General features: G+C 71.4%; 21 protein-coding genes. 6 read left to right on the top strand and 15 right to left on the bottom strand.

Annotated elements, in window-relative coordinates; genetic code table 11:
• Window positions 1-2: 2 nt before the first annotated feature.
• Both AC0L6F_RS13970 and AC0L6F_RS13965 read right to left on the bottom strand, forming a co-directional pair.
• Window positions 3-305, bottom strand: coding sequence for a DUF3467 domain-containing protein (locus AC0L6F_RS13970; RefSeq protein WP_259611325.1), 303 nt, complete (start codon window positions 303-305; stop codon window positions 3-5).
• Window positions 302-3,901, bottom strand: a complete 3,600-nt coding sequence (locus AC0L6F_RS13965) for a TM0106 family RecB-like putative nuclease (RefSeq protein WP_473538362.1) — start codon at window positions 3,899-3,901, stop codon at window positions 302-304. The genes AC0L6F_RS13970 and AC0L6F_RS13965 overlap by 4 nt, the downstream gene beginning before the upstream one ends.
• A gap of 67 nt (window positions 3,902-3,968) precedes the next feature.
• Between AC0L6F_RS13965 and AC0L6F_RS13960 the strand changes: the two genes are divergently transcribed.
• Window positions 3,969-6,032, top strand: coding sequence for an NAD(+) synthase (locus tag AC0L6F_RS13960; protein WP_473538361.1), 2,064 nt, complete (start codon window positions 3,969-3,971; stop codon window positions 6,030-6,032).
• 4 nt (window positions 6,033-6,036) lie between these two features.
• On the opposite strand, the gene AC0L6F_RS13955 is transcribed toward AC0L6F_RS13960, so the two are convergent.
• The gene (locus AC0L6F_RS13955; protein WP_473538359.1) at window positions 6,037-6,633 is read right to left on the bottom strand and encodes a hypothetical protein; all 597 of its coding nucleotides are present in this window, start codon (window positions 6,631-6,633) and stop codon (window positions 6,037-6,039) included.
• 118 nt (window positions 6,634-6,751) lie between these two features.
• Here AC0L6F_RS13955 and AC0L6F_RS13950 point away from each other — a divergent pair, with 118 nt between their 5' ends.
• From AC0L6F_RS13950 to AC0L6F_RS13940, 3 genes are read left to right on the top strand one after another with little or no spacing between them, the layout of a single operon-like run.
• Window positions 6,752-8,212, top strand: a complete 1,461-nt coding sequence (locus AC0L6F_RS13950; protein WP_473538358.1) for a phytoene desaturase family protein — start codon at window positions 6,752-6,754, stop codon at window positions 8,210-8,212.
• Between the two features lie 4 nt (window positions 8,213-8,216).
• A complete protein-coding gene (locus tag AC0L6F_RS13945) occupies window positions 8,217-9,731 on the top strand; it encodes a lipase maturation factor family protein (RefSeq protein ID WP_473538357.1) in 1,515 nt (504 codons plus the stop codon).
• Between the two features lie 56 nt (window positions 9,732-9,787).
• A complete protein-coding gene (locus AC0L6F_RS13940; RefSeq protein ID WP_473538356.1) occupies window positions 9,788-10,663 on the top strand; it encodes a hypothetical protein in 876 nt (291 codons plus the stop codon).
• 4 nt (window positions 10,664-10,667) lie between these two features.
• Here the strand turns inward: AC0L6F_RS13940 and AC0L6F_RS13935 are convergent, their stop codons facing one another.
• The 4 genes from AC0L6F_RS13935 to AC0L6F_RS13920 all read right to left on the bottom strand — a co-directional run bounded on the left by AC0L6F_RS13935 (window position 10,668) and on the right by AC0L6F_RS13920 (window position 15,812).
• Window positions 10,668-13,697, bottom strand: coding sequence for an AAA family ATPase (locus AC0L6F_RS13935; RefSeq protein ID WP_473538355.1), 3,030 nt, complete (start codon window positions 13,695-13,697; stop codon window positions 10,668-10,670).
• A complete protein-coding gene (locus tag AC0L6F_RS13930; protein ID WP_274637189.1) occupies window positions 13,694-14,842 on the bottom strand; it encodes an exonuclease SbcCD subunit D in 1,149 nt (382 codons plus the stop codon). Before AC0L6F_RS13930 ends, AC0L6F_RS13935 begins: the two co-directional genes overlap by 4 nt.
• A 94-nt stretch (window positions 14,843-14,936) precedes the next feature.
• Window positions 14,937-15,248 (bottom strand): GNAT family N-acetyltransferase, encoded by a 312-nt coding sequence (locus tag AC0L6F_RS13925; protein WP_274637188.1) that lies wholly within the window; start codon window positions 15,246-15,248, stop codon window positions 14,937-14,939.
• Window positions 15,249-15,257: 9 nt separating this feature from the next.
• Complete coding sequence (locus AC0L6F_RS13920) at window positions 15,258-15,812, bottom strand: P-loop NTPase family protein (protein ID WP_274637187.1); 555 nt, start codon at window positions 15,810-15,812, stop codon at window positions 15,258-15,260.
• Window positions 15,813-16,263: 451 nt separating this feature from the next.
• Between AC0L6F_RS13920 and AC0L6F_RS13915 the strand changes: the two genes are divergently transcribed.
• Window positions 16,264-16,998, top strand: coding sequence for a winged helix-turn-helix domain-containing protein (locus AC0L6F_RS13915; RefSeq protein ID WP_274637186.1), 735 nt, complete (start codon window positions 16,264-16,266; stop codon window positions 16,996-16,998).
• Between the two features lie 19 nt (window positions 16,999-17,017).
• Here AC0L6F_RS13915 and AC0L6F_RS13910 read toward each other — a convergent pair whose 3' ends face one another.
• From AC0L6F_RS13910 to AC0L6F_RS13890, 5 genes are all read right to left on the bottom strand, one after another.
• Complete coding sequence (locus AC0L6F_RS13910) at window positions 17,018-17,596, bottom strand: TetR/AcrR family transcriptional regulator (RefSeq protein WP_274637185.1); 579 nt, start codon at window positions 17,594-17,596, stop codon at window positions 17,018-17,020.
• A gap of 58 nt (window positions 17,597-17,654) precedes the next feature.
• Entirely contained in the window at window positions 17,655-19,637 is a 1,983-nt protein-coding gene (locus AC0L6F_RS13905; RefSeq protein ID WP_274637184.1) for an acetoacetate--CoA ligase, read from the bottom strand.
• Window positions 19,634-20,239 (bottom strand): cupin domain-containing protein, encoded by a 606-nt coding sequence (locus AC0L6F_RS13900; protein WP_274637183.1) that lies wholly within the window; start codon window positions 20,237-20,239, stop codon window positions 19,634-19,636. Before AC0L6F_RS13900 ends, AC0L6F_RS13905 begins: the two co-directional genes overlap by 4 nt.
• 1 nt (window position 20,240) lies before the next feature.
• Window positions 20,241-21,248: a fumarylacetoacetate hydrolase family protein gene (locus AC0L6F_RS13895; protein WP_274637182.1), complete on the bottom strand. Its 1,008-nt coding sequence runs from the start codon at window positions 21,246-21,248 to the stop codon at window positions 20,241-20,243.
• 89 nt (window positions 21,249-21,337) lie between these two features.
• On the bottom strand, window positions 21,338-22,114 hold the full coding sequence (locus AC0L6F_RS13890) for an SDR family oxidoreductase (RefSeq protein WP_274637181.1): 777 nt from the start codon (window positions 22,112-22,114) through the stop codon (window positions 21,338-21,340).
• A 179-nt stretch (window positions 22,115-22,293) separates the two neighbouring features.
• Here AC0L6F_RS13890 and AC0L6F_RS13885 point away from each other — a divergent pair, with 179 nt between their 5' ends.
• Window positions 22,294-23,904 (top strand): FAD-binding oxidoreductase, encoded by a 1,611-nt coding sequence (locus tag AC0L6F_RS13885; protein WP_274637180.1) that lies wholly within the window; start codon window positions 22,294-22,296, stop codon window positions 23,902-23,904.
• A 25-nt stretch (window positions 23,905-23,929) separates the two neighbouring features.
• Here AC0L6F_RS13885 and AC0L6F_RS13880 read toward each other — a convergent pair whose 3' ends face one another.
• The 3 genes from AC0L6F_RS13880 to AC0L6F_RS13870 form a co-directional block, all read right to left on the bottom strand.
• Complete coding sequence (locus AC0L6F_RS13880; RefSeq protein ID WP_274637179.1) at window positions 23,930-24,853, bottom strand: AraC-like ligand-binding domain-containing protein; 924 nt, start codon at window positions 24,851-24,853, stop codon at window positions 23,930-23,932.
• 65 nt (window positions 24,854-24,918) lie between these two features.
• A complete protein-coding gene (locus AC0L6F_RS13875) occupies window positions 24,919-25,848 on the bottom strand; it encodes a VOC family protein (protein ID WP_274637178.1) in 930 nt (309 codons plus the stop codon).
• Window positions 25,849-25,858: 10 nt separating this feature from the next.
• Window positions 25,859-26,890 (bottom strand): fumarylacetoacetate hydrolase family protein, encoded by a 1,032-nt coding sequence (locus AC0L6F_RS13870; protein WP_274637177.1) that lies wholly within the window; start codon window positions 26,888-26,890, stop codon window positions 25,859-25,861.
• Window positions 26,891-26,895 lie beyond the last annotated feature (5 nt).

Raw genomic sequence — 26,895 nt, 5'->3', positions numbered from 1 at the left:
GGTCAGGAGGGGGAGCGCTTACCGGTCTCCTGCTCCCAGAACTCGAGCTGCTGGGTGAGCGCCTTGGCCAGCTCGAACACCTGCTCCGGGGGGATGCGGATGCGGCTGACCACCCGCGCCGGGACGATGGCGATCTGCTCCCCGGTGTCGGGGTGCGTCTCTTCCCGCGGCGGCTGGGCCAGGGTGACGAAGTCCATGACGAACACCGTCGGGGTGTGCCAGACGTTCGCGAAGTCTGCGTAGTTGCCGGGAATGATCTCAGGCGGCAGATCGATCTCGAACTGCTGGGGCAGGTCTTCGCTCATGCGCCGAGTCTACGGTGTGCCCCATCATCCCCTTCCGGGTCGTCGTCCACCCCGGCCAGGCGGGCGAACGCGCTCAGCCGGGTGACCCCGTCGGGCGTGCGCGGCAGGTCGTCGAGCAGCCCCGGGGCGTAGACGAGATAGGCCACCGCCTTGGCCCGCGAGATCGCGACGTTCAGCCGATTCTGCAGCAGCAGGAACTCCAGCCCGCGCGGGGCGTCCTTCCCGCTCGACGCGGCCAGCGACACGATCGAGACCGCGGCCTCCTGCCCCTGGAACCGATCGACGGTGCCCACCGGGACGGCACCGAATCCGGCGGCGTGCAGCGCCTCTTCGACCATCACCTGCTGCGCGTTGTACGGGGTGACGATGATCAGGTCGGACTGCTCCAGCGGCCGCGGCGGCAGCGGGCGGTCCTCTTCGACGTCGGTCCACGGGCGGCCGAGCAGGTCGCGCACGATCTCGACCACCACCGCCGCCTCTTCCGGCGACTGGGTGGCGTTGCCGTGGTGGCGCACCGGTACGGCGTGCACACCGGGGGCGACGCCCTCGATCCCCCGCAGCGCGGCGCTCGGGCGCGACGCGAGCTCGCCGTCGTACGAGAGTCGCGAGACCGGCTCGGCGATCTCGGGGCGCATGCGCCAGGTGCGATCGAGGAAGAACCCGTACGCCGGCGGCAGCACGTCGGCCCCGTCCATCACCCAGCCGAGCGCGGAGGCGTCCACCGGCTCGGGGTGGATCCCCTGGCTCACCTGCGGCAGCTGCTGCGGATCGCCCAGCAGCAGCAGGCGATCGGATGCCGCGGCCACCGCGATCGTCGAGGCCAGCGAGAACTGCCCGGCCTCGTCGATCACCAGCAGGTCGAGGGATCGCCGGGGCACCCGTCCGACGTGGCTGAAGTCCCACGCCGTGCCGCCGACCACGAACCCGCCCTCGGCGTGCTCCTCGGCGAACCCGGCCAGGCCGTTCTTCGGAAAGGCGGTGAACGACACGTCGCCCTCGGCCCCCGCCTTGCGCGCCTTGCCGACCTGGCCGGCCGGCACCCCCGCCGCCACGACCCGGTCGAGCATGTGCTCGATCACCGCGTGCGACTGCGCCACCACGCCCACCTTCCAGCCGTGTTCGCGCACGAGCCGCGCGATCACATGCGAGCCCACATACGTCTTGCCGGTGCCCGGGGGCCCCTGCACGGCGAGGTAGCTGCGATCCAGGTCGAGCAGCGCCGCCGAGATGGCGCCGATGTGGTCGGCGGGACGCGCCTGGTCACCCAGCGGCATGGTGCGGGTGCGCGGCGGACGGCGGCGCAGGATGTCGCTGGCCGGATCGGCCGGGAAGGCCGGAGCGGCGTGGACGACGGCATCCGCCCACTCGTCGATCGCGACCTGCTGATTGCCCGCCCGCGGCGGCGCAGCCGGGCAGATCGCGACCGGAAGTTCGTGCCACGTCTGCCCGTCCGCTGCCGTCTCGGCGACGATCGCGCCGTCGTCGAGCACCTCGACCACCTCGACCTCGCGCGCCACGTGCACCCATCGCGGCATCGCGTCGGCACCGAACGGCGGGGGCGTCTCGTACAGCACGAACGGCCGCGTCCCCACGCTCAGCCGGGTGCCGGGGGCGACCTCGCCGCGCAGCCGGACCAGGCGGCGCACCGAGCGGGGGCCGGGATGCCAGTCCTCGGTCACCCCGCTGTGGTCGGCGTCGACCACCACGACGTCGCGCGTGTTCTCCCACACCGTGATCGGCTCGCGCAGCCGCAGGAAGTGCGCCTGCCAGAACGACTTCGCCTCGCGCGGGTAGTAGTCGATCGCGGCCGCGCCCAGCCGCAGCGCCCCGGCGTCTGCTTCGGGCACACCCTCGTCGGCGGCCAGCCGCCGCAGGTCGTCCGCGCGGCGGGACGGTGCGTACGCGGTCTCGACCGACTCGATGTCGCGCGAGGGCAGCAGATCCGCCTCGCGGGCGCGGTCGACGAGCCAATCCCGCAGTCGCCGTGTCGAGACGCAGTCGTACCGGTTGTAGTCGGCGAGGTCGGCGAGTACGACCTGGGCGGCGGCATCCTGCCCGTCGTCGGACAGGCCCCGCGCCTGCACATACTTGACGATCGAGTCGTCGCCGCGCTGGACGTCGCTCGTCCGCACCTCGTCGCCCATGTACAGCGGCTCGAGCTTCTTGATGGAATAGGAACGCGAGCCCACCCGCAGCGCCCGCCGCACGATCGGATACAGATCGACGAACACACCGTCGCGCAGCAGCCCGTCGAGCTCGGCCTCGCGCACGCCGTGACGGGCGGCCATCGCCAGCAGATGGGTCGTCTCGTACGGCGCGTAGTGATAGATGTGCATGCCGGGATGCCGGTCGCGCACCGCGCGGACGATGTCGAGGAAGCGCTCGAATGTCGCCTTCTCGTCGGCGAAGCTGTGCGCCCACAGCCCGGTGTACTGCTCGCGCACGTCGACCCAGCCGAACAGATAGTCGATGCCCCAGTCCTGGGCGCGCGCGCCCTCGGTGTACAGCGGGTCGCCCTCGAAATCGAAGAACATGTCGCCCAGGTCCGGGCGCGGCAGCGCGCCGAGCGCCTTGGGGAAGACGACCTCGTACGTCGGGACGGCCGGCGCGAGAACCGCGACCGGCGGCGCGTCGGCGGCGACCGGCACCGCGGCGGAGGCCGGCGCCGGAGCCGGTACCAGCGCCGGGATGCCCGCCGGGCTCTGCAGCTGCAGCCGGGCCTGGGTGCGCAGCATCGCGAACGTCTCGGCGCTCATCTTCGGCGGCGCGGCGGATGCTTCGGCCAGCGCGTCGATCGTGCGGATGCCGGCGGCCCGCAGCCGCTCGCGCTGCACCGGCCGCATGCCCGCCACCAGCAGCAGGTCACGGAACGCGACGACCTCCTGATCGCAGGTCGCGCAGCGCCCGCAGGCGACCACGCCCAGCTCGCCGCGCTCGTCGCCCCAGGCGATCGCCTCGCCCTCGAGACCGCGCGCGAGCTGCCGGTCGGCGATCAGCGCGAGCAGCCGCGCGCGCCGCAGCCGGAACACCGGCATGAGGTCGTCGACCCGGTGCACGCTGGTGGTGCCGTCGCCCAGGAGCAGTTCGACCCGACCGGCTCGCGGCACCCCCAGCCGGTCGAGCTGATCGGCATATGCCGCCAACTGCATGAGCGCCGTGACCCGCGCGTGGCGCGCCAGCTTGGAGTCCTGCACCACCCACCGGCCGTCGTCCTCGCGGACGAGGAAGTCGGCGAAGCCGACGAACTCGGCGGTCTGGAACGTGGCCTGGTAGACCACCCGGGTCGCGGGGTCGTTCAGCGCCGCGATCGTGGCGGCCACGGCATCCGCCATCGCCGTCGCGTCCGAGGATGCGGCCGTGGGGATCTCGGTCACGGCGTCGCCGAGGCGCTCGCGGTACGCGGCCAGGACCCGCCGCTCGTGCTCGGTGCCCAGCCGGGCGGCCCGGGCGAGCGTCTCGTCCTCGGGGTCGACCACCGCCGGCACGCGCCCGACCTTCGCGTCGATCGCGCGCAGCCAGGCGAACTCGCACTCGGCCGCCGCCTTCAGGTCGCTGGCGCTCCAGACGATCCGGCCTTCGTCTTCGATGTACCGCATGCCTTCCCTTCCGCCTCGACCCTACAGACGGCCACCGACACCCCGGCGTCGGTGCCAGACTGAGGGGATGAGCCTGCCCTTCGCCAGCGCATACCGGCACGGGTTCGCGCGGGTCGCCGCATGCACGATCCCGGTCGCCCTCGCCGATCCGCAGACCAACGCCGACGCCGTCCTGGCCGCCGCCCGCGAATGCCACGACGATGCCGTCGCGGTGGCCGTGTTCCCCGAGCTGTGCCTGAGCGGGTACTCGATCGAGGACCTCGTGATGCAGGACGCCGTCCTGGACGGCGTCGAGGCGGCACTGGAGCGCCTGGCCGCGGCATCCGCCGACCTCTTCCCCGTCCTGGTGGTCGGCGCCCCGCTGCGGCACCGCAGCCGGCTGTACAACTGCGCGGTCGTGATCCACCGGGGCGAGATCATCGGCGTCGCCCCCAAGGCGCACCTGCCCACGTATCGCGAGTTCTACGAGCGGCGCTGGTTCGCCGCCGGCGCCCCGTTCGACGGCGCGGCGATCCGGATCGGCGGGCGCGAGGCGCTGTTCGGCACCAACCTGCTGTTCGACGTGCGCGACGTTCCCGGGCTGGTGCTGCACGCCGAGGTCTGCGAGGACGTCTGGGTGCCCGTCCCGCCCTCCTCGGTCGCGGCGCTGTCCGGCGCCACGGTGCTGGTCAACCTGTCCGGCAGCCCGATCACCATCGCCCGCGCCGAGGACCGCGCGACCCTCTGCCGGTCGCAGTCGCTGCGCTGCCTGGCCGCCTACGCGTATGCCGCCGCCGGCACCGGCGAATCCACGAACGACGTGTCGTGGGACGGGCAGACCATGATCTTCGAGACCGGCGAGCTGCTGGCCTCCACCGAGCGGTTCCCGGACGGGCCGCGCCGCAGCGTCGCCGACGTCGACCTGGACCGGCTGCGGCAGGACCGGCTGCGGCAGGGGACGTTCGACGACAACCGGGCCCTGATCGGCGATGCCGCGTTCGTGACCGTGGACGTGCTGCTGGACCCGCCGTCCGCCGACATCGGGCTGCGCCGGCCGCTGGACCGGTTCCCGTTCGTGCCGGATGACGCAGACCGGCTCGCACAGGACTGCTACGAGGCGTTCAACATCCAGGTGTCGGGGCTCGTGCAGCGCATGCAGGCCATCGGCAGCCCCAAGCCCGTGCTGGGCGTGTCCGGCGGGCTCGACTCGACGCACGCCCTGCTGGTGATCGCGCGGGCGATGGATCGGCTGGACCGGCCACGCAGCGACATCCTGACCTTCACGATGCCCGGCTTCGCCACCAGCGAGCACACGAAGTCGAATGCCATCGCGCTGGCCGAGTCCGTCGGGGCCTCGATCGAGACCATCGACATTCGCCCCGCCGCACAAGAGCTGCTGGCCACGATGGGGCATCCCTTCGCCAGCGGCGAGCCCGTGCACGATGTGACCTTCGAGAACGTGCAGGCCGGGCTGCGCACCGACTATCTGTTCCGACTCGCGAATCAGCGCGGCGGGTTCGTCGTGGGCACCGGCGATCTGTCTGAGATCGCCCTGGGCTGGTCGACCTACGGTGTGGGCGATCAGATGAGCCATTACGCCGTCAACACGGGCGTGCCCAAGACGCTGATCCAGCACCTCGTCCGCTGGGTGATCGCGAGCGGTGCCGACGAGGGGTGGCTGGATGCCGGGGCCGCCCACGTGCTGCAGTCGGTGCTGGACACCGAGATCAGCCCCGAACTCGTCCCGGCCGACGCCGACGGCGGGATGCAGTCCACCGAAGACCGGATCGGGCCGTACTCGCTGCACGACTTCACGCTGTTCCACGTGCTGCGCTACGGCTTCCGGCCGTCCAAGATCGCCTTCCTCGCCGCGCACGCATGGGCGGACCCGGATGCCGGAGCCTGGCCGCCCGGGTTCCCGGTCGACGAGCGGTACGGCTACGATCTGCCCACGATCGTGACGTGGCTGCAGGTGTTCCTGCAGCGCTACTTCGCGTTCGCGCAGTTCAAGCGCAGCGCGATCCCGAACGGGCCGAAGGTGTCGCCGGCCGGTTCGCTCTCGCCGCGCGGCGACTGGCGGGCTCCGTCGGACGGGAACGCCCGTGCCTGGCTGGCCGAGTTGAAGGCGGCGCTGCCGGACCTGGTGGACTGACCGGTCAGTCGGTGGCCGCCGACCCGCAGGCGAGGGTGATGATGAAGCCCTTTCGCGACAGGTCGATCAGCCGGTAGGCATTCGTCCGATCCGGCGTCCACGCCTTCGCGAACGGCGGATCCAGCCGCACCTGCTCCGGGCGCACGCTCACCCCACGCGGGTCGGCCTGGCGCACCGCCTGCACGCGCGACCAGTGCATGAGCAGCTTCTCGGTGCTGGCGTCCTCCCACAGGCTGTCGCCCCACAGGTGCGAGTGTCCGCGGATCTCGTGCAGCATCCCCTCGTCAGGCTGGTGGTCGCGGATGTCGAGCCCGACCAGCACCCCGGGCTCTGAGACGGCCACCACCGACGCCGACCGGAAGCTGGAGGTGTGCACGGCCAGGGGCACCTCGCGCCCGTCGACGACGGCGATCGGCTGCGGGTGATGCCCGAACTGCCGGGGCGCCTCGCGTTCGACGTTCACGAACACGGGGTCGATCTCGAGACGGTCGGCGAGGATCTCCTTGGCGAGCGCGCGGATCCGGGCTCCCGCTTCGGATCCCGGTTCCCAGCCCAGCCGCGCCGCGATCGGATCCGGGGCATCCAGCTTCGTCGATTCCATCTCAACCACTCCCCCTTCGTGGACCTGTGCTCTCCATCATGGCCTGTCGGCCCCGCATCGTGGGCACCGACGCTGTCAACCCCCCATGAGTGGACGCCGCAGGTGCCAGACTGGACCCATGGCACGACGAGCGACGATCGTCGGGAGCGGCCCGAACGGGCTGGCCGCTGCGGTCGCGCTCGCCCGGGCCGGCTACGGCGTACGCGTCGTCGAGGCGTCCGACACCCCCGGCGGCGGCGTTCGCACCGCCGCGCTGACCCTCCCGGGGTACCGGCACGACGTGTGCTCGGCCGTCCACCCGGCGGCGCTGAGCTCGCCGTTCTTCCGGGCGTTCGGACTCGACCGGATCGACTGGATCGTGCCCGAGGCCTCCTTCGCCCACCCGCTGGACGACGGGCGCGCCGCGGTGGCCTGGCGCGACCTGGACCGCACCGTCGCGGACCTCGGCGCGGACGGCCCGGCATGGCGGCGCATCGTCCGGCCGCTGAACCGACGGCTGGCCGGGGTGGCCGATTTCACCGGGAACCAGCTGATCCGGGTGCCCCGGCATCCGGTCACGGCGGCGCGGTTCGCACTGCGGATGGCGCAGCTGGGCACGACGGCCGGGCGGCGGGTGCTGCCCACATTCCGCACTGACGAGGCGGCGGCCCTGTTCACCGGGGTGGTCGCGCACGCCAACAGCACCCTGCCGTCGCTGGCGGCCACCGCGTCGGCGCTCTACCTGCTCGCGCATGCGCATTCGACCGGGTGGGCGTATCCGCGCGGCGGCTCGGACGCGATCGCCGATGCGCTCATCGACGATCTGCGCGCGCACGGCGGCGTGGTCGACACCGGCCACCGGGTGGGCGACCTGTCGGCCCTGGACTGGGGCGACCCGGCCGCCGGCGACCTGCTGCTGCTGGACACCGCCCCGCGCCTGGCCCTGACCCTGCCGGGCGTTCCGGCCGGGTATGCGCGGGCGGTCCGCCGGTACCGGTACGGGCCCGCCGTGGCGAAGGTCGACTTCGCGCTGGACGGGCCGGTGCCCTGGGCGAACCCGGATGTCGCCGCCGCGCCGACCGTGCACCTCGGCGGCACCCGAGCCGAGATCGAGGCCGCGGAGAACGCGGTGGCCGCGGGCCGGGTCGTGGACCGGCCGTACGTGCTCACCGTCCAGCCCGGCATCCTCGATCCGTCCCGAGCACCGGATGGAGCCCAGACGCTGTGGGCCTATCTGCACGTGCCGAGCGGCTCGACGCTGGATCCGACCGAGACCGTGACGGCACAGCTGGAGCGATTCGCCCCCGGCTTCCGCGACCGCATCGTCGCCTTCCACGTCATGACCGCCGCGCAGCGCCACGCGTACAATCCGGCGGACATCGGCGGCGACATCCTCGGCGGATCGTTCACGATGCGCCAGGCGTTCGCCCGTCCGGTGCTCTCGCGCACGCCCTGGCGCACCCCGATGCGGGGCGTCTACCTCGCCTCGGCGGCCACCCCGCCCGGACCCGGCGTGCACGGGATGCCGGGCTGGCTGGCCGCGCGGCAGGCGCTGCGCGACACCGCCGAGCCCACCGAGCTGACCGAGCTGTTCGGGTGAGCCGATGGACGGATTCGCCGCGGTCGATTTCGGCTTCGCACGCGAGGTGCTGCAGCGCGGCATCGCGGCGCTCTACCTGATCGCATTCCTGTCCACTCGCAACCAGTTCCCGGCGCTGCTCGGCGAGCACGGGCTGCTGCCGGCACCGCAGCTGCTGGACTGGGCCCGCTCGTCGGCGCGGGCGGGGCGGATGCTGCGCCCGACGCTGTTCCGGCGCTGGCGGTACACCGATCGGCGGCTGGCCGCGCTGTGCTGGTGCGGGATGGCGGTCGCGGCGCTGCTGGTGGTCGGCGTGCCGCAGCTGGCCCCGCCGTGGGTGCCCATGCTGTGCTTCCTGGCCCTGTGGCTCGGGTACATGTCGGTGGTCTCGATCGGGCAGACGTTCTACGGCTTCGGCTGGGAGATGCTGCTGCTGGAGGCGGGATTCCTGGCCGCATTCCTCGGCTCGAGCACCCAGCCGCCGCCCACGACGGTGATCGTGCTGATGTGGTGGCTGGTGTTCCGGCTGGAGTTCGGCGCCGGGATGATCAAGATCCGCGGCGGGCGGGAGTGGCGCGACCTGACCGCGCTGACCTACCACCACGAGACGCAGCCGATGCCGGGGCCGCTCAGCCGGCGGGCGCACCTGCTGCCGCGCTGGTTCCATCGCGGCGAGGTGCTCGGCAACCATTTCGCGCAGCTCGTGGTGCCGTGGTTCCTGTTCGCCCCGGTCCTCGGGCTCTGGCTGCCGGGTCCGGTGCCGACGATCGTGGGGGCGGTCGCGGCATCCATCGTCATCGCCACCCAGCTGTGGCTCGTGGCCACCGGCAACTTCGCCTGGCTGAACTGGGCGACGGTCGTGCTCGCGTTCTCGGGCTACGGCCTGCACCGGGGGGACGCGGCGGCCGGCGCGAACGGGACGGACTGGTGGGCGCCGGACGACATGCCGGTGTACTGGGTGGCCGTCACGTCCGCCGTGTTCCTGCTGTACCTCGTGCTCAGCTGGTGGCCGGCGCGCAACCTCGTGGCGAAGCGGCAGCTGATGAACGCGAGCTTCAACCGGTGGCAGCTGGCCAACGCCTACGGGGCGTTCGGGACGGTGACCAGGGTGCGGATCGAGTACATCATCGAGGGCACGCGAGACGAAGACCCGGATGCCGCGGCCTGGTCCGAGTACGAGTTCAAAGGCAAGCCCGGCTCGCTGCGGCGCCTGCCCCGCCAGGTGGCGCCCTACCATCTGCGGCTGGATTGGCTGATGTGGTTCCTGCCACTGGGCCGGTCGCTGGAGGACTGGTTCCAGGCCCTGCTGATCCGCCTGCTCGAGGCGGACCCGGCCACCCTCCGGCTGCTGGACTCCGATCCGTTCGACGGCGCCCGCCCCCGCTGGGTGCGCGTGGTGGAGTATCGCTATCGGTTCGCGACGCGGGCACAGTTCCGCGCCGATCGGCTGCGGTGGGTGCGCGACCGGCGACACGTCCTGGTCCGCCCGGTGTCGCTGTCGGCACGGGACGTGCAGCCTCCCTCGGCGCCGCATTCATAGGCGCCGCAGAGAATTCGTTAGGCTGATCGGACACCGACGTCCTTTGGAGGACTCTCTTGACCACTCCCCTTGACCCGTCCGGCAATCCGCTGCCCCCGGTGCCTCCGGTTCCGCCGGCGCCGAGCGGAGGTCCCACCGCCGCCGGACCCGTCGCCCCGGCGGCCCCGGCGCAGGCCGGCGCCTATCCGCCCCCGGCCCAGGGCGGCTACCCGCCGGCCGGCTACCCGCAGGGCGGCGCGCCTGCGCCGCGGCAGCCGGATGGACGGCCCAAGGTGCTCGCGATCGTCGGGCTGGTCCTGGCGGTCATCGGCCTGCTGGTCACGTTCGTCGGCTTCGTGCCGTTCGTCGGCGTGATCTTCGCGATCATCGGCGGCGTGCTGCTGCTTGCCGCGTTCATCCTGTCGATCGTCGCGCTGGCCAGCAAGGCACAGGGCGGCAAGGGCTTCGGCATCGCCGGGCTGATCGTCTCGATCGTCGGCGGAGTGGTGTTCGCGATCGCGCTCACCGTCTCGCTGCTGTGGATCGGGCTGGCCGCGAACTCGTCGCTGTCCGACTCGAGCTCGGGATCGGTTCCGTCGGCGCAGGCCTCGGACGACGCCACCGACTCGGAGACGACCGACGGCACCGACGGCGCCGCAGGCACCTACGACGAGGCCGCGTACGTCGAGGACGTGCGGCCGAAGATCCGCGATCTCGTCACGCAGATCCAGCCGGGTGCCACCGATGACCAGATCGACCAGCTCTACGCGGACGACACGCTCGTGCTCATCGGCACCGCGATGCTCCAGGCGTATGACGCGCTGGGCGAGGATGCAATCTCGACCGAGGCGCAGTCCATGGTCGATTCCAGCCAGGGCGCCGTGACCGAGGAGCAGGCGGAGCAGTTCATGCACGCCGTGCTCGCGTCGGCCCAGCAGTACCTCGTCAAGTAGCAGCTCACACCGGGTCGAGCGCGGTCTGACGGACCGTGCTCGGCCCGTGGGCGGCCGCTTCGACCACCAGCTGCGCGGGCAGCTGCTCCTTCATCGCCTCGACGTGGCTGATCACCCCGACGGTGCGGCCCCCCTGGCGCAGCTCGTCCAGGGTGCGCATCGCCAGTTCGAGCGTCTCGGGATCGAGCGATCCGAACCCCTCGTCGATGAACAGCGTGTCCAGGCGGATGCCGCCGGCCCGTGAGGTGACGACCTCGGCCAGCCCGAGTGCCAGGGCCAGCGAGGCCAGGAACGTCTCGCCGCCGGACAGGGATTGCGCGGGCCGGGCCTGCCCGGTGTACGCGTCCATGACCTGAAGACCCAGGCCGCTGGCGGCATTGCGTGCGGCCAGCGCGTCCGTGTGCTGCAGGCGGTACCGGCCGGACGACATCTCGTCCAGCCGCAGGTTGGCGGCGTCCACGATCTGCTCGAGCTCGGCGGCCAGCACGAACGTCTCCAGGTCCATCTTGCGATCGTTGCGTCCGGCGACGGCATGCGCCACCCCGGCGATCAGCCGGTGCCGCTGCTCGAGGTCGGCGATGGCTTCGTGCCCCCGGCGTGCACGCTCCTGCAGGCCGCCGAGCGTGCGCACGGCGTGCTCGACGGCGGCCGCCGCGGTGGCCGCCGTATCGGCGCGCTCCCGTGCGGCGGCCAGCGTGGCCGCACTGTCGTCCAGTGCGGGCAGCGGGTCGGGGATGCCGGCCAGCTCCATCTCGAGGTCCATCAGGCGCGCCCGCTGCACGTCGATGCTCTTGTCGTGCGCGCCGATCGTCTCTTCCAGCACCTGCCGCTCGGTGTCGTCGCGCAGCGCCTCGCGGGCTGCGGCGGGGTCGGCGAAGGCGGATGCCGCGACCCGCCGGTCCCGGTCGGCGGCGGCGGTGCGGGCCGCGGTCTCGGCCGCGGCACGCGCGACGAGGGCCTCCTGCAGGCTCACGGCAGCCGTGCGGCGGCGCTCGCCGTCCGCGATGCGCTCGGCCACCGTGGCGAAGTCGCCCCGGGCAGCGTCCACCGCCGTGATCGCGGCCGTCGCCCGTTCCCGCAGGGCGGCGATCTCTTCGCCCCGGGCAACCTGGCGGCGACCCAGCTCGGTGAGCTCGTCCGCGGTGCGGGCGTCCTCTTCGTCCAGCCGGGCACGATCGGCGTCCAGCGACTCGCGGACGCGGACGGCGGCCTCGGCCGCCGCGAGCCGCTCGCGCGCCTCGTCGTGGGCGGCCTGGGCGGCCGCCGCATCCATTCCGGCCGCGCGGCCGGCCGCCCCCGCATGGGCGGTGCGGGCGGCGGCGTACGCCTCGGCGGCCTCGCGGGCGCGCCGCTGCGCGGCATCCTTGTCTCGTTCGGCGGCGGCGAGCTGGTCGTCGGTCACCGGCGCGTCCGCGGCCGGCGCGGGCTCGGGATGCTCCCGCGAGCCGCAGACCGGGCAGGGCTCGTCTTCGGCGAGTCCGGCGGCCAGTTCGCCGGCGCGCTCCTCGACCCGGCGGCGCAGGAGCGCGGTGTAGGCGGCGGCCGCCGTCACGGCGTCGTCCTCGGCGGCCAGCCGGCGCCTCTCGGCCACCGCGCGCTCGTCGTCGCGCGCCTTCGCGTCGAGCGCCGCGGACAGGCGCGCCCCGGCATCGGCGACGGCGGTGCGCGCATCCTCCACGGTCGCAGCCGTCGCGGCCTGCGTCCGCCGCGCGGTCTCGAGCTCTGCCCGCCGGGCGGGCAGCTGTGCGCGCAGCGCCTCCAGCGCGACGATCCGCTCGGCTGCCGCCGCGGCGTCCGCCTCGCGCGCGGCCAGCGTGGTGCGCAGCTCGGACAGCGCGGTCTCGTGCGCGTGTGCGGTGTGCCACACGGCCAGTGCGCCGGTCAGCTCGTCGATCGCGGCGGCGAGGGACGCCTCGTCGGCGCCGCGGTCCACGTCGTCGGCGGTGTCGCCCCTGCCGTCCACCCTGCTGTTCACCCAGCTGTCCAACCAGGCGGAGCGCGCGGACGCCTCGGCATCGCGGTGCGCGGCGACCGCCGCCTCGGCCTCGGCCGCGGTCTCGAGCGGAGCGCGCAGGGCCTCGGCACGGCGCGCGTCCGCGAGCGTGCGGCGTGCAGTCGCGATCTCGTCGGCGCGCTCCTCCAGCGCGGACAGCGCGGCACGGGCGGCGATCCGGGCGGCCACCCGTTCGTGCAGGCGCTGCAGCTCGTGGTGGGCGGTCAGCGCGGCATCCCGTGCGGCCAGGGCCGAGGCCCGCTCGGTGTCGAGCACCTCGATCCGGTACCGGCCCCGCTCGGTGGCCCGCTCGATTCCGAGGAGGCGGTCCGGGACGGTCGCGGCCGGGTCGTCGTCCGCGCCGAAGTCGTGCTCGGCGATCACCCGGTCGGCCTCGTCGAGCACGGCCTCGACGCCGCGGAGCCCCGTCGCCACGGCCGCTTCGGCATCCTTGCGACGCTGCTCGAGGGCGCTCTCGTAGTCCTGGTAGCGACGCGAGCCGAACAGCGTCCGCAGCAGGGCCTGCCGATCGTCGTTGCGCGCGAGCAGGAACTCGGCGAACCGATTCTGGGCGAGCAGGATCACCTGCTGGAACTGCTCGCGGTTCAGTCCGATGATCTCGCCGAGCAGCTCGCCGGCCTCGCGCGGCTTCGCCGCTCGCCCCACCCATTCGCCGTCCACGAGCTCTTCCACCAGCGCCCGGTGGTCCTCGGTGGTGGTGCCGGTGCCGTTCTTCTTCGGCCGCTCGTACTCGGGCGACCGGGTCACCCGCCATCGCCGATCGGCGACGGTGAACTCCAGCCGCACCTCGGTCCGGTCTTCGGGGCGGCAGTGGTCGCTGCGCAGCCGCTTCGCACCTCCGTCGTACCGCGGCACCCCGCCGTAGAGGGCGAATCCGACGCCGTCCAGGATGCTGGACTTGCCGGCGCCGGTGCGCCCGGCGATGAGGAAGATGCCGTCGTCGTCGAACGCGTCGAAGTCGACGCTCTGGTGCTGCAGGAACGGGCCGAACCCCTCGAGCTCGAGCCGGTGCAGCTTCATGCCGTCACCTCTGCCGCCACGTGCTCGTCCAGCACATCGCGGATCAGGTCGGTCTCGGCCTCGTCGGCGCCTTCGCCGTTGCGGACGTGAGCGAGGAACGCCTCGACCAGCTCGGTCTCGGACTCGGCGGCCTTCACGCGCGCCGCGAACGACCGGGAATCGGCCGGTGCGCTGCGCTCCGGCGCATGCCGCACCTCGGCGCAGTGGGGGAAGCGCTGCTGCAGGCGCCGCATCGGATCCGGCTGCGCGGCCGTGTCGGTGTAGCGGGCGCTGACCCAGTCCCCTTCGGCGTCGGCGAATCGCGCCGCGGTGAGCAGCTCGTCCAGCGGCCCGCTGATCACCGTCAGCGCCCGGGGCACCGGCAGATCGACCCACTCGACCTGGGCCAGGCCCGCGACATCCAGCTCGACCAGCCACGCCCCCCGCGGCTTGTCGCGCTCGCCGAAGCTGTAGTGCAGCGGGGCGCCCGCGTAGCGGACCCGCTCGCTGAGCACGTTGCGCCCGTGGATGTGCCCGAGCGCGGTGTAGTCCGGCCCGTCGAACACCGACAGCGGCACGACGTCGAGGCCGCCCTGCTGGATGTCGCGCTCGAGCTGCGGCGTCGCCTCGACGCCCGCGGCGAAGCAGTGCGCGGCGACCACGTGCCGGCCGCCGCGCACGGCGGCGTCGGCGCGCACCAGGTCCATCGCGCGGGACAGCGCCTGCGCCTGGCTGCGCACACCCGGCCACTGGCGGCGCACGAGGGCGGGTTCGAGGTACGGGATCCCGTAGAAGTGGACGGGGCCGTGCTCGTCGTCGATCGTGATCGGCGTCGCGATCGCGGTCGGATCGGTCAGGACGTGGATGCCGTCGCGCAGCAGCTTCGCCTGGAAGCCGAGCCGGGCCGCCGAGTCGTGGTTGCCGCTGGTGACGACGACGCGCGCACCGGTGTCGCACAGCGCGACCAGCGTGTCGGTGAGCAGCGTGTAGCAGTCGGCGGCGGGGGCGGCGGAGTCGAACACGTCGCCGGCCACCACGACGACGTCGACCTCGCGGTCCCGCACCTCGACGACCAGCGCGTCGAGCACGCCGCGCAGCGCCGTCAGCGTCGAGCTGCCGTGGAAGGTCCGCCCGATGTGCCAGTCCGAGGTGTGCAGGATGCGCATGTCCCCCACGGTACGGGCGCCCTCCGACATCGCGATCGCGGCAGGCCGAGGCATCCGTCATCGCGTTCCGCGGCCGCGCGGATCCGCGTTCGTCTCAGGACGCTGAGCGCTGCGTCGTCGACGACGCCAGGATGCCGCGGTGCGCCGGGTTCGCGGTGAACCAGTCGGCGACATACCAGCACACCGGCCGGATGGTCCGGTCGCCGTCGGCTTCGAGGTCGGCCACCGCGCGGTCCACGAGTTCACCGGCGTAGCCGTGGCCGCGGAACGGCGGCACGGTGTAGGCGCGGGTCATGGCGACGGTGCGGCCGTCGTCGCGGTAGTCCAGCACGCTGACGAGATCCTCGCCACGGTGCAGTGTGTAGCGCGAGGCTTCGGGTTCCTTCGCGAAGATGAGCTCATCCACATCGCCAGGCTAACCCCGTGCGACGTCGGCGGCGCCATGGATCGCCCGAACCCAGGCATCCACTGCCCGCTGACCGCGCAGCCGCACGATCGGCTCGCCGTCGGCCAGGCGCTGCTCCATCCGCGCGCGGGCGACCGGATGCTGCGTCCATGACCACAGCACGATGTTCTCCTCGGGGTCGCGGCGCAGCCACGACGAGGGTCGCTCGTGGTTGCCGTGCCACAGCTCTTCGCGCAGGATCCCGCGGCGCGCGGTGCGCCGCATCACCCGGCCGACGGTCCGCAGGCGCGAGTGGTCGATCCAGACGATGACGTCGGGTTCGTGGGGCGGGTCGAGCACGTCGCCCAGCCGCGACGCCCAGTTGCCGTCCATCACCCAGCCGTCCGGGTGCGCACGGACGAAGTCGGGGATCATCCGATGCGCCTCGTCGAGGTCGCGGAGAGTCCAGTCCGCATCCCAGAACACGGCATCCAGCTCGAGTCGCGGCACGCCGAGAGCCTCGGCCACGCGCGCGGCCAGGCGCGACTTTCCGGAGCCCGATGTCCCGACGATGTGCACCTTCACGAGGGGACAGTCTGCCAGCCGGGTCGGCCCTCTCGGCGCTCGGACGACACTGCCATCGCCCGGTTGAGCAATCTGTCACATTTCGACGCGCGGCTGGGACGGGATCCGAGCGATTTGACACCTGCGGACGCATTCCGTCATAATCAGCGACATGACTCACAACGCCCGTTCTCTGTCCGCCCGGGAGGCGAACGGAACTGCCGGCATCATGATGCCCGGCCGCGTTGTCCTGTGTTGTCGAATGTGCCGCTGAGCCGGTAACCCCGCCGGGCTCGCACACGCCGCCTTCCCATCCTCGAAGGCCGCGCTGCTTGAGCCCCCGAGCACCTCGGCGCACTCCGCGCAAGGATGCCTCGCCCCGGCCCGCTTCGGGCCGTCATCGCAGCACAACCGCACACGCCGCCGATCGCATCGCCGACCGGCAGGTCTCTTCCGTCAAGGACGTCATCCCATGTCGAACACCGCCCTCCTCGAGCGCCCCACCGCCACGAGTTCCACCCGACCCGCCCTCCGCCTCGTCGCCGACATCCCCGACACCGCTCCCGCTCCGGCCGCGACCGCCGACCGCAACCTGCCCCCGGGGACCACGCCGCGCGGCTTCGCACTGTATGTCGGGTTCGACGAGATCAAGGCCGCCGCATCCGGAGTGTCGCTCGGCACCATCGTCGACGCGCTGCGTCGCACCCTCGCCGAGGTCGCGCCCGAGGCCGAGACCTACGCGACCGTCGCCCTCGCCCCGGTCGGCGCCGGCGGCCGGGATGTGGACGTCGTCCGCCTCGCGCTGCACGAGCCGAGCGCCGTGGCCCGCACCAAGCCCGAGCCCGACCCCGAGCCCGAGACGGTGCCCGGCGGCGTCGTGGTCGACATCTCGCGCAAGCGCGTCGTCATCGACGGCGAGTCGGCCGCGCTCACCTTCAAGGAGTTCGAGCTGCTGCAGTATCTCGTGCTGCGCGAGGGTCGCACGATCGAGCGGACCGAGCTGGTCTCGTCGCTCTGGCAGAGCGCGACCGAACAGGACGCCCCCGGCGAGCGCACGATCGACGTGCACGTGCGGCGACTGCGCGCCAAGCTCGGACGGTACGAGGATGTCGTGCGCACGGTGCGCGGCGTCGGCTACCGCTTCGACCGGCACGCCGACGTCGTGATCCGCTATGGCCACGGCACCCCGTCGCCCGACCGGTTCTGATCGGCGCCGCGGGCGCGGGTCAGCGCGCGGCGATGCCCTCGAGCGCGAGCTCGAACGAAGCCGACATCGCCGCCGGGTCGAGCGAGCCCTCTTGGAAGAGCAGGCGGAAGTAGATCGCGGCGTAGATGCGCTCGGCAAGCTCGTCGGCGGGCCGGTCGCCGCGGATCGATCCCTCTTCGATCCCCCGCGTGATGAGGACCTTGACGGCCTCGCGACGCGGGCGCCAGAAGTGCTTCTTGAACTCCTCGAGCGTGGCCGGATCGTACTGGCATTCGGCGATGAGCTGCGCCATCAGCCGCCCCTCATAGCCGTCATACACGGCGGCGAGGGACGCCAGGTGCTCGCGCAGGGCGTCGAGAGCCGGGAGGTCCTCGCGAACGGGTGTCGACAGGATGTGGTTCTCGAGGAACGTGTCGATGATGACGGCGGCCTTGTTCGGCCACCACCGGTAGATGGTGGTCTTGCTCACGCCGGCGTCCCGCGCGATCCGCTCGATCGACAGCTGCTGGATCGACACCGATTCCGGTTCCCGCTCGTCCAGCAGCTTCATCGTCGAGTGCAGGATCGCCTGCCTGCTCTGCTCACTCCGGATCGCCATGGGGCCGCCTTTCGAATCGACTCATCCGATACGATACGTCCACCGACGCCCGGTGCGGTCACCGACGTGCCGACGCGCCCATCTTCGCCCGGGCCAGGGCCGCATAGTCCTGCAGCAGGCCGGCGTCGTCCACCGCTCCGAGATCGACCACCTCGGTCAATGCCGCGCCCTGCAGGAGCCGCTTGACGGGAACCTCGAGCTTCTTCCCGGTGCGGGTGTGCGGGATGCCGCGCATCACGATGATGTCGTCGGGAAGGTAGCGCGCCGAAAGGTTCTTGCGGATGGCGGCGACCACCGCCGTGCGGGCTGCATCCTCGTCGACGCCCTCGCCCAGTCTGACGAACAGCGGCAGGTAGTAGTCCTCGTCACCGATCTCGGCCCCGACGACCATCGCCTCAGCGATCTCGGGCAGCGCCTCGACGACCGCGTAGATGTCTGCGGAGCCGAGACGGATGCCGTTGCGATTCAGTGTGGAATCCGATCGGCCCAGGATCTGGATTCCTCGGTCGGAGATCTCGATGAAGTCGCCGTGGCGCCACACTCCGGGATACGTGTCGAAGTAGCTCCCACGGTAGCGTGACCCGTCGTCGTCACCCCAGAAGCGCAGCGGCATCGACGGCATCGCCTCGGTGACGACGAGTTCGCCCTTGCCCTGCGTCGGATTGCCCGAGTCATCCCAGGCCTCGACCCGCACGCCCAGCGCGGGCGCCTGGATGTAGCCGACCCGCACCGGCTCGGTCGGGGCGCCCCCGACGAAGCACCCGATGATGTCGGTGCCGCCGCTCATCGACACGAGCCAGACGTCGCCCACGTTCTGGTAGACCCAGCGGAACCCGTCGGCCGACAGCGGGGATCCCGTCACCTGGATCGCACGCAGCGCCGAGAGGTCGTGCGCGCGCGCCGGCACGAGGCCGCTCTTGGCGCAGGCATGGATGAATCCGGCACCGACCCCGATCACAGCGGCACGCGTGCCGGCCGCCACCTCCCAGACCCGGTCGAGCGTGGGGAACGTGGGATTGCCGTCCACCAGCACGGCGACGGCGCCGACGCCCATCGCGCTGGCGAGCGTGTTCCAGACGACCCAGCTCGTCGAGGCGACCGAGAAGTAGCGGTCGCCGGCGCGCACGTCCCCGCCGAAGAGGAGCAGGTTCAGCTCCTCCAGCAGCGCGCCGCCGTGACCGTGGACCATGCCCTTGGGGATGCCGGTGGTCCCCGAGGAGAAGAGCACCCACAAGGGATGGCTGAACTCGACGTCGAGGTACTCCGGATCGACCGGCCGACGCACGACGTCGTCCCACGCGCTGGCGGGAACGGCCACCTCGGGCGCCGGGACGGAATCGGTGTGCGCGGTCACCCACACCACATGACGTACGCTCGGCAGCTGGCCGAGCACGTCGGCGAGCTCGGATCGACGGTCGCGGTCGGCGCCCGCCAGGTGGTAACCGGGCGCGGCGATCAGCACTGTGGGCTCGAGCTGCCGGAAGCGCGACACCAGCGCGCCGGGGCCGAACTCGGGTGCGCACACCGACCAGACGGCACCGATCGACGCCGTGGCCAGCAAGGCGACGACCGCGGCGGGCACGTTCGGCAGCACGGCCGCCACGCGGTCACCGGGCACGACACCGAGCGAGCGCAGGTGTGCGGCGAGCGCGCCGACCTGCCCGCGCAGGTCGGCGAACGACATCTCCTCGGTGGCGCCGTCCTCGGCGACCGCGATGAGCGCCGCGCCCTCGCGCCCGTCCAGGAGGTGCCGCGCGAAGTTGAGGGTGCGGCCGGGGAACCAGCGCGTGGCGGGCATCGGCGCGCCGTCGCGCGCCGGACCCGGCTCGCCGCCCAGTCGGACGCCGGCGAAGTCCATCAGTGCCGACCAGAACGCGTCCGGGTCATCGACGCTCCACTGCCACAGCGCCGAGTACCCTTCTGCGAGCGCGACACCGCGCGTCCGGACGAAGTCGGCGAAGCGCTCGGTCTGCGTCCGACCCGCGCGCGGATCCGGCCGCCAGATGATCTCGCCGTCGGCCGCGGATTCGTCGACGATCACGCCGACTCCGCGACGCGGGTCGCCGCGCGTCGCATCGCGATCTCGGCCGGGCTGATCGGGTCGGTCCCGACCAGCACGAACAGCACGCGCGCCGGCGTGTCCGTCCGGTTCGACCACGCGTGGGCGGTGGCGCGCTGGATGGCGACGTCGCCGGCCCTCATCGTGGCCTCGCCCTCGTCGACGAGGAGCGTGATCTCACCCTCGAGCACGACCGCGTAGTCGATCGACTCGGTGCGGTGGAACCAGAAGTGCTTGTCGGCACTGTGCGCACCGGCCGCCCGCTCGTCCTGCGCGCCGATCTCCTCGAACACGACGTCACCGGCATCCCGCGGATAGACATCGTCCGGCGGGAAGTCCGCGATGCGCACCACCGTCTCGCCGACGCTCGGGAAGTCGATCTTCGCGCCGGCCGGCGCCGGATCGCCGTCCGTCACGTGGTCGACGGCGCCCGCCGGCGTGAACCACGCGACCGTGGCGCCGAATCCCGGGATGGTGTCGGAGTCGAACGTGTTCGGCGCATCCGCATCATCGAAGAGGATGACGGCGCGCCCCTGATCGTCGTGGCCGGTGACGACCCGGCGCACGGGTCTGCGACCGGTCACGTCAGTTCTCCTCGAACGGGAAGGGCTGCGGCGTCGGCCACCATGCCGGGGACTCCTTCTCGGCCGCGATCCGGTTGCGGAGGGTGCCGACGCCCTCGAGCTCGAGTTCGAGCGTGTCTCCCGGCTGCAGGAACCTGCCGAGCTCGACGCCCGCGCCGAAGGCCATCGTGCCGGAGCCGATGAGGTCGCCGGGCTGGATGCCGTTGAGCACCGAGGCGTAGGCGATCGTCTCCTCCGGAGTCCAGATAAAGTCCTCGACCTTCGTGTTCGACCACACCTCGCCGTTCACGCGCACCTGGCCGGTCAGGCCGATGATCGAGGGGATCTCGTCGAGGGTGGTGATCCACGGCCCGATGCCGTAGGCGAAGTCCTTCGAGTGCTGGGCGCCCATGCCGATCGGCGACTCGAGCTTCTGCACGTCGCGCAGGCTCCAGTCGTTGAAGATGGTGATCCCGAAGACATGGCTCCAGGAGTTCTCCGGGGTCAGGCTCCGCCCGGGCTTGCCGACCACGTAGCCGATCTCGAGCTCGTAGTCGAGCTGCTCGGTGAAGTCGGGGTACGGGATCGTCTCGTCATGACCGTAGATCGTCGACGTCGTGCCCTTGAAATAGCCGGGGCGCTCGTAGACGGCGCGCGTCGGGGTCGTCTTCATGACGTTGCCGAAGAAGTTCTTGATGTGCCCGTTGAAGGTGAGCGAGTCGCGGATGACCGGGGGCTTGATCGCCGCTCGCCACGACACGTCGGCGATCGCGAGCGCGGCGTCGTCGGCCGCGTCGAGAGCCCGATGAGCCGCATCGAGGAAGAAGTCCCCCGCCGAGATGCCCTGCGTCAGATCGCGGAACGTGGCGTGCGCCAGATGGCGGGCGCCCTCCACTGTCGCGCCCCCCTTCTGCAGCGACAGCGCGTAGGCCCTCTTCAGATCGATGACCCGATCGTGCTCGGGCTCGGCCGCGACGACGCGGATCTCCTCCCCGTCCGGACCGTCGATGGCGATGCGTCCTAGCTTCATTGCAGACCTCCTGGCTTCTGTGACTCTCACAGCATACGATACGGACAGTATCGAATGCCAGTCCGGCTGCCGGGATCGCGGCGCGTCCGCTACATCGTCGCGCTGGCGCCCCCGTCGACGACGATGTTCGTGCCGGTCACCCACGCCGCCTCGTCCGAGGCCAGATACAGTCCCGCATAGGCGACGGCGAGCGGGTCGCCCGGCTTGCCGTCGATCGTCCGGGCCACGATCGGCGCGACGGGCGCCGCCTCGCCCAGCTCGGCGTACATCGCGAGGATCGGCGGAGTCGCCATCACGCCCGGGCTCACCGAGTTGACCCGGATGCCGCAGGCGATCCCCTCCGCCGCGAGCTGTCGGGTGAGGGCCATCACACCGCCCTTGGCCGCCGCGTGCGCGGCCTGCGGCAGCGCCCGCGCGCCCTGCAGCCCGGCCCCGGAGCCGATGTTCACGATCGCCCCGCGGGAGGCCGCGAGGTGGGGCCAGGCCAGCTGGCTGGCGTGCCACACGATGTCGAGCTCGTTGCGGATCGTGAACGCGTAGTCGGCCGCCGCCTGCTCGCCGAACGGCCCGAAACGCGGTGCACTCGCGTTGTTGTAGAGCACGTCGACGCGTCCGTGCCGTTCGACGGCGTCGGCGATCCAGCGCGTCACCGCGCCGCGGTCGCCGAGATCGATCGGCGCGGTGGAATGGATGCGCCCGCCCGCCGCGTCGATCAGGCGTGCGGTCTCGGCTGCGCCGTCGGCGTCCAGGTCGCAGCCGACCAGTGTGGCTCCTTCACGTGCGAACAGCTGCGCCGTCACGCGTCCCATGCCGCTGCCGATGCCGGTGAGCAGCACGACCTTCCCCTCCAGGCGACCTGTCGTCATCGTCGATTCCTCTCTCGTCGGATGTCGTCGGGAGTCAAGCACGAGGGGGGCGCGATGCGCCGCACCGTGCAGGTCCGGCACGATCTCATGCCGGGCGTGCACAGCGGAGTGACCACAGGGGGCACCGGCGATACAACGGCAGCACGAGCAATCCACTCGAGGACGAGAAGGAGAAACCGATGACCACCAGCACTGCGAACAGCCACCCGACCCCACCCGGGGTCACCGCGGCCGACCTCGGTCGCGCACTCGCCGCTTTCGTTGCGGCGATCGGAGCCGACAAGGTGAGTACCGACGAAGCGGTGCTCCGCGAGTTCCAGGATCCGTTCCAGGTGCCGGGAACCGCCACGAATCTCGCCTCGGCCGTCGTCTCGCCGACCAGCACCGAGGACGTGCAGGCGATCGTGCGTATCGCCAACGAGCACCGCGTGCCGCTGTGGCCGATCGGCCGTGGCAAGAACAACGGCTACGGCGGTGCCGCGCCCCAGGTGCGCGGCACCGTGATGCTGTCGTTCAAGGAGATGAACAAGGTGCTCGAGATCAACGAGGAGCTCGGCTACGCGATGGTCGAGCCCGGGGTGAGCTGGTACGACCTGCACGACGCGATCGAAGCGGGCGGCCATGACCTGGTGGCATCCATCGTCGACATCGGGTTCGGGGGTGTCGTCTCCAACACGCTCGAGCACGGTCTCACCTATATGCCGTACTCGATCGACCAGGCCTCGCACTGCGGTTTCGAGGTCGTGCTCCCGAGCGGCGACCTGCTGCGGACGGGGTCGGGTGCCATGGATGGCAACCCGACCTGGCCGCTGTACAAGCGCGGCCTCGGACCGACATCCAGCGAGCTGTTCATGCAGTCGAACTTCGGCATCGTGACCAAGATGGGCTACTGGCTCATGCCCAAGCCCGAGGTGTACATGCCGCTGTGGCTGCAGGTCTGGGACGACCACCAGATGCCGGCCGTCGTGGACGCGCTGCGCGAGCTGATGCTGGCCGGCACGATCGACATGCGCCCGCAGCTGTCGAACACGCTGTGCATGGCGTCGATGCTCACCGCCCGCGCCGACTGGTACGACCAGCCCGGGCCGATGTCCGAGGAGATCATCGACAAGATCGCGAAGGAACTGGGGCTGGGGCGCTGGATGATGCGGTTCGCCCTGTACGGCGACGAGGCCGTCGTCGACCACAACTTCGCCAAACTGAAGAAGCGCTTCGAGGCGATCCCGAGCGTGAGTGTTTTCGGCGCGAAGCACTCCGCCGCCGAGTGGGAGACTCTGCCCAACCCGCACGAGCGCGTGCAGATCGGCGTACCCAGCCAGGATCTCTACAAGATGGCGGGCTGGTCGGGCGGCGAAGAGGGCGGGCACGTCGATTTCTCGCCGGTCATCCCGCTCACGGCGAAGCACGCACGCGAAGCCCAGCAGCTCTTCCAGCGGCTCTGCCACGAGGCCGGGCTCGACTACCTGGGCGGGATGCTGCCGATCAACGCCCGCTCGACCACGTTCATCAACGTGATCCCGTTCGACACCAAGAATCCCGACCAGGTGGAGCGCGCGTACGACCACGCGAAGCGCATGGTCGCCATCGCCGGCAAGATGGGCTACGGCGAATACCGCGCGCACCTGTCGTTCATGGACCTGGCCGCCGACCAGTTCGGGTTCAACGACCACGCGCAGCGTCGCTTCAACGAGACGCTCAAGGACACGCTCGACCCCAACGGCATCATCGCACCGGGCAAATCCGGCATCTGGGGCAGCCGGCTGCGCGCGGCAGGATTCCCGCAGGCCTGATCGCCGCGGTCGCCGTGCGAGTCCGTCAGCTGCGGCGGCGGACCTCGCGCGGCGACCGGCCGAACTCCCGGCGGAACGCACGGGCGAAGCTGGCCGCATCCGCGTAGCCGACGTGCCCGGCGATCTGCGACACCGGGTGACTCGTCGCCCGCAGCTCGTCGGCAGCGGCATCCATTCGCTGCCTTCTGATCCATGCCGACGCACCGCCCGACGCGGCGAAGAGCTTGTGCACGTACCGCACCGAGACGTAGTGCGCCTCGGCGATCTGCTCCGGGCCGAGCTGCGGGTCATGCAGGTGAGCGAGTGCGTACCGGCGCATGCGCGGCAGGAGGCCCGACCGGGATGACGCCCGATCGCCCTCGCTGTCGCCGTACAGGCTGCGGATCACGGGCAGGAGCATCTCGGCGGCGACCTCACCTGCCGGCCCCGTGACCCCGCCGCCGTCGGCGGCCTTCGCGATGCCGGAGAGCAGCGGCAGGGCAAGGCGGATCAGCGGCGTGTCGACTCCCCCGACACGCGTGGCCGTATGCGCGACGACCTCCCGGGCCTCACGACCGAGCAGCCATTTGGGCACCGTGAAGACCAGGACGTCGAATCCGACGGGCGCTTCGAAGACCGAGGGCCGCGATGTGTCGTGGGCGCCCAGGTCTCCGGGGTGCAGTTCGCAACGGCGTCCGTCCTGCTCGATACGGCACGCTCCTTGCCGCACGAGGTAGAGCAGAATGCACTCCGGGTCGCCGCTGTCGACCAAGCGCGGGGTGCGAGCGACGCGATGCGCATTGCCGCTGATCGTGCGCACGAACAGGGGGCCGACATCGCCGCCGCTCAGCCGCGCATCGAACGGGGCGGCGTCGAACGGCTCGACGCGCACCGGAAAGAAGTGCGCGGCGATGCCCGCCGACCAGTAGTCGGAGCGGTCGGCCGGCGCCACCGCACGAGTGTCGAGCATCGTCGACATCGCTCACGCCGCTTCGTCGGGACCGCGTGTCGGCCGGCACCACAGGCCGGCGCCGCTCACATCCACTCGGTCTCCCAGGACTCGGGCGGCTGCGGGCCCCACATGTTCATGTGGTACCAGGGCTGCTGGTCGGCCATCGTCGGCGGATAGTCGAAGCCGACCGTCTCCATCGAACTGGTCAGTTCCAGCCGATTGCCGAAGGGGTCGCGGATGTAGAACGAGAGCATGTTCCCCTCGTGATGCCGCACGGGCCCGTATTCAGCCGGCCATCTGAGTGTCGCGAGGTGGTCCAACAGCGACCAGAAGGCGACCTCGTCGACCTCGAGTGCGACGTGATGGACGCCTTCCGCGCCGGTGAGGATCGCGACCTGATGGTGGAACTCGTTCGCGCGGACGAACTGGATGAAGAAGCCCTCGCCGGTCGGCAGCGGCACGAACGTGCTGCTGCGAAATCCCAGGACCGCGAGAAAGTCCGTGAGCCCCTTGACGTCCGTGGTGCGCAGCTGCAGATGGCTTGTGCGCACGTCCACCGAGCCCAACCCGTAGGCGCCGTCGACCGGAGCGGAGGGTGCGTCGTCGGGCGCCACGACGACCTCCAGCGCATGCCCGGTCGGCAGGTCCACTCGCAACGCGTCCGTGACGCCGGGGCGAGTCTCGCCGACATCGCTCCGTGTGCGGATCCCGGCCGCATCCAGGCGAGCGCCTACCGTCTGGAACACGTCCGGAGTCCGCGCACGGAAGCTCACATACTCCAGTCCGCGGCCGGTCTCGGACAGCGACAGCACGACCCGCCCGGTCACCGGACTCGCCAGGAACGCGCGCCCCGCAGCCTGTTCGGTGACCACGAGCCCGAGAAGCTGCCGGTACCACGGCAGCGCGGTCTCCAGGTCCGGGACGCGGATCGTGGTGTGGTCGGTGCCGGCGAGCGGTCCCTTCCACTGGACCGTCTCCGTCGTGTCGAGGACGGGATGTTCGATGTGTGGCATGTCTGTTCTCCTAACGCGAGGGGGTGTCGAACGGGGGCATGCCCCAGTAGGGCGTCCGGCCGCCCGCGTCCTCGGCGACGACGCGGTGGTGCTGGCGACCGAGGCCGCTGATGCGGATGTCCACCGTGTCACCGGGGACGAGCCAGCGTCCGCCGTGCACGGCGCCGTTGCCCGGAGGCGACCCCATCATCAGGAGGTCGCCGGGCAGCAGACGGAGCCGCTCGGACGCATAGGCGAGATACTCCTCGGGCGTGAAGATCATGTCGTCCGCCGGCCAGTCCTGCATCCGCTCACCGCTGACGTCGAGTTCGATGCGAAGGCCCGATCGGTCGGGGAAGAACTGCTTGGGCACGACGAACGGGCCGACCTGCTTGAACGTCGGCTGCTGCTTCGCGATCCAGTCGGCGTTCCACTTGATGTCGTCCCGGCTGAACAGGTCGCCGGTGTGCATGTCGTCGCCGATCGTGTAGCCGGCGATCGATTCGGCCGCCTCGTCGGGGGTCAGATAGCGACCGGCTCCGCCCGCCACGACGATGGTCAGCTCTGCTTCCCAGTCGTGGGCGCGGCCGATGCGGGGAAGCTCGATGTCGTCGTCCGGGCCGACCAGCGAGCCGTGGCTGGCGAGCCAGATGAACGGCATCCCCTGGGCGCGCTTGTCGTTGACGAACGCGGAGTTCCGCTGGAAGAAGTCCACGTCACTCTCCCCCGGGCCTCGTTCCTTCTGGTAATTGCCCTCGTTGAACGTGTACATCTCGGCGGCGTGCTGACGGTAGTTCGAACCGGCGCAGAAGATCTGCGGACGCAGGACGGGTGCGAGGACGCGGTACGCGTCCAGCGTGCCCGTCGACCGAGCCGTGCGGGTCAGACGCTCGAGCTCGTCGAACGTTGCCGGCCAGTCCTCATAGATCGCGTTCGGATCCGTGTATCTCGCCGAGATGTCGACGACGTCTCCGTCTGGGCGCACGATCGCCGAAAACGCCCGTATGCCGTCCGAGAGCCGAGCGATGCCGAAGGTTCCCTCGGCCAGTCCTGTGGTGTGCATTGCGA

Source organism: Microbacterium sp. G2-16M, assembly GCF_055809115.1.
This window is presented reverse-complemented; position numbering and strand designations above follow the sequence as displayed.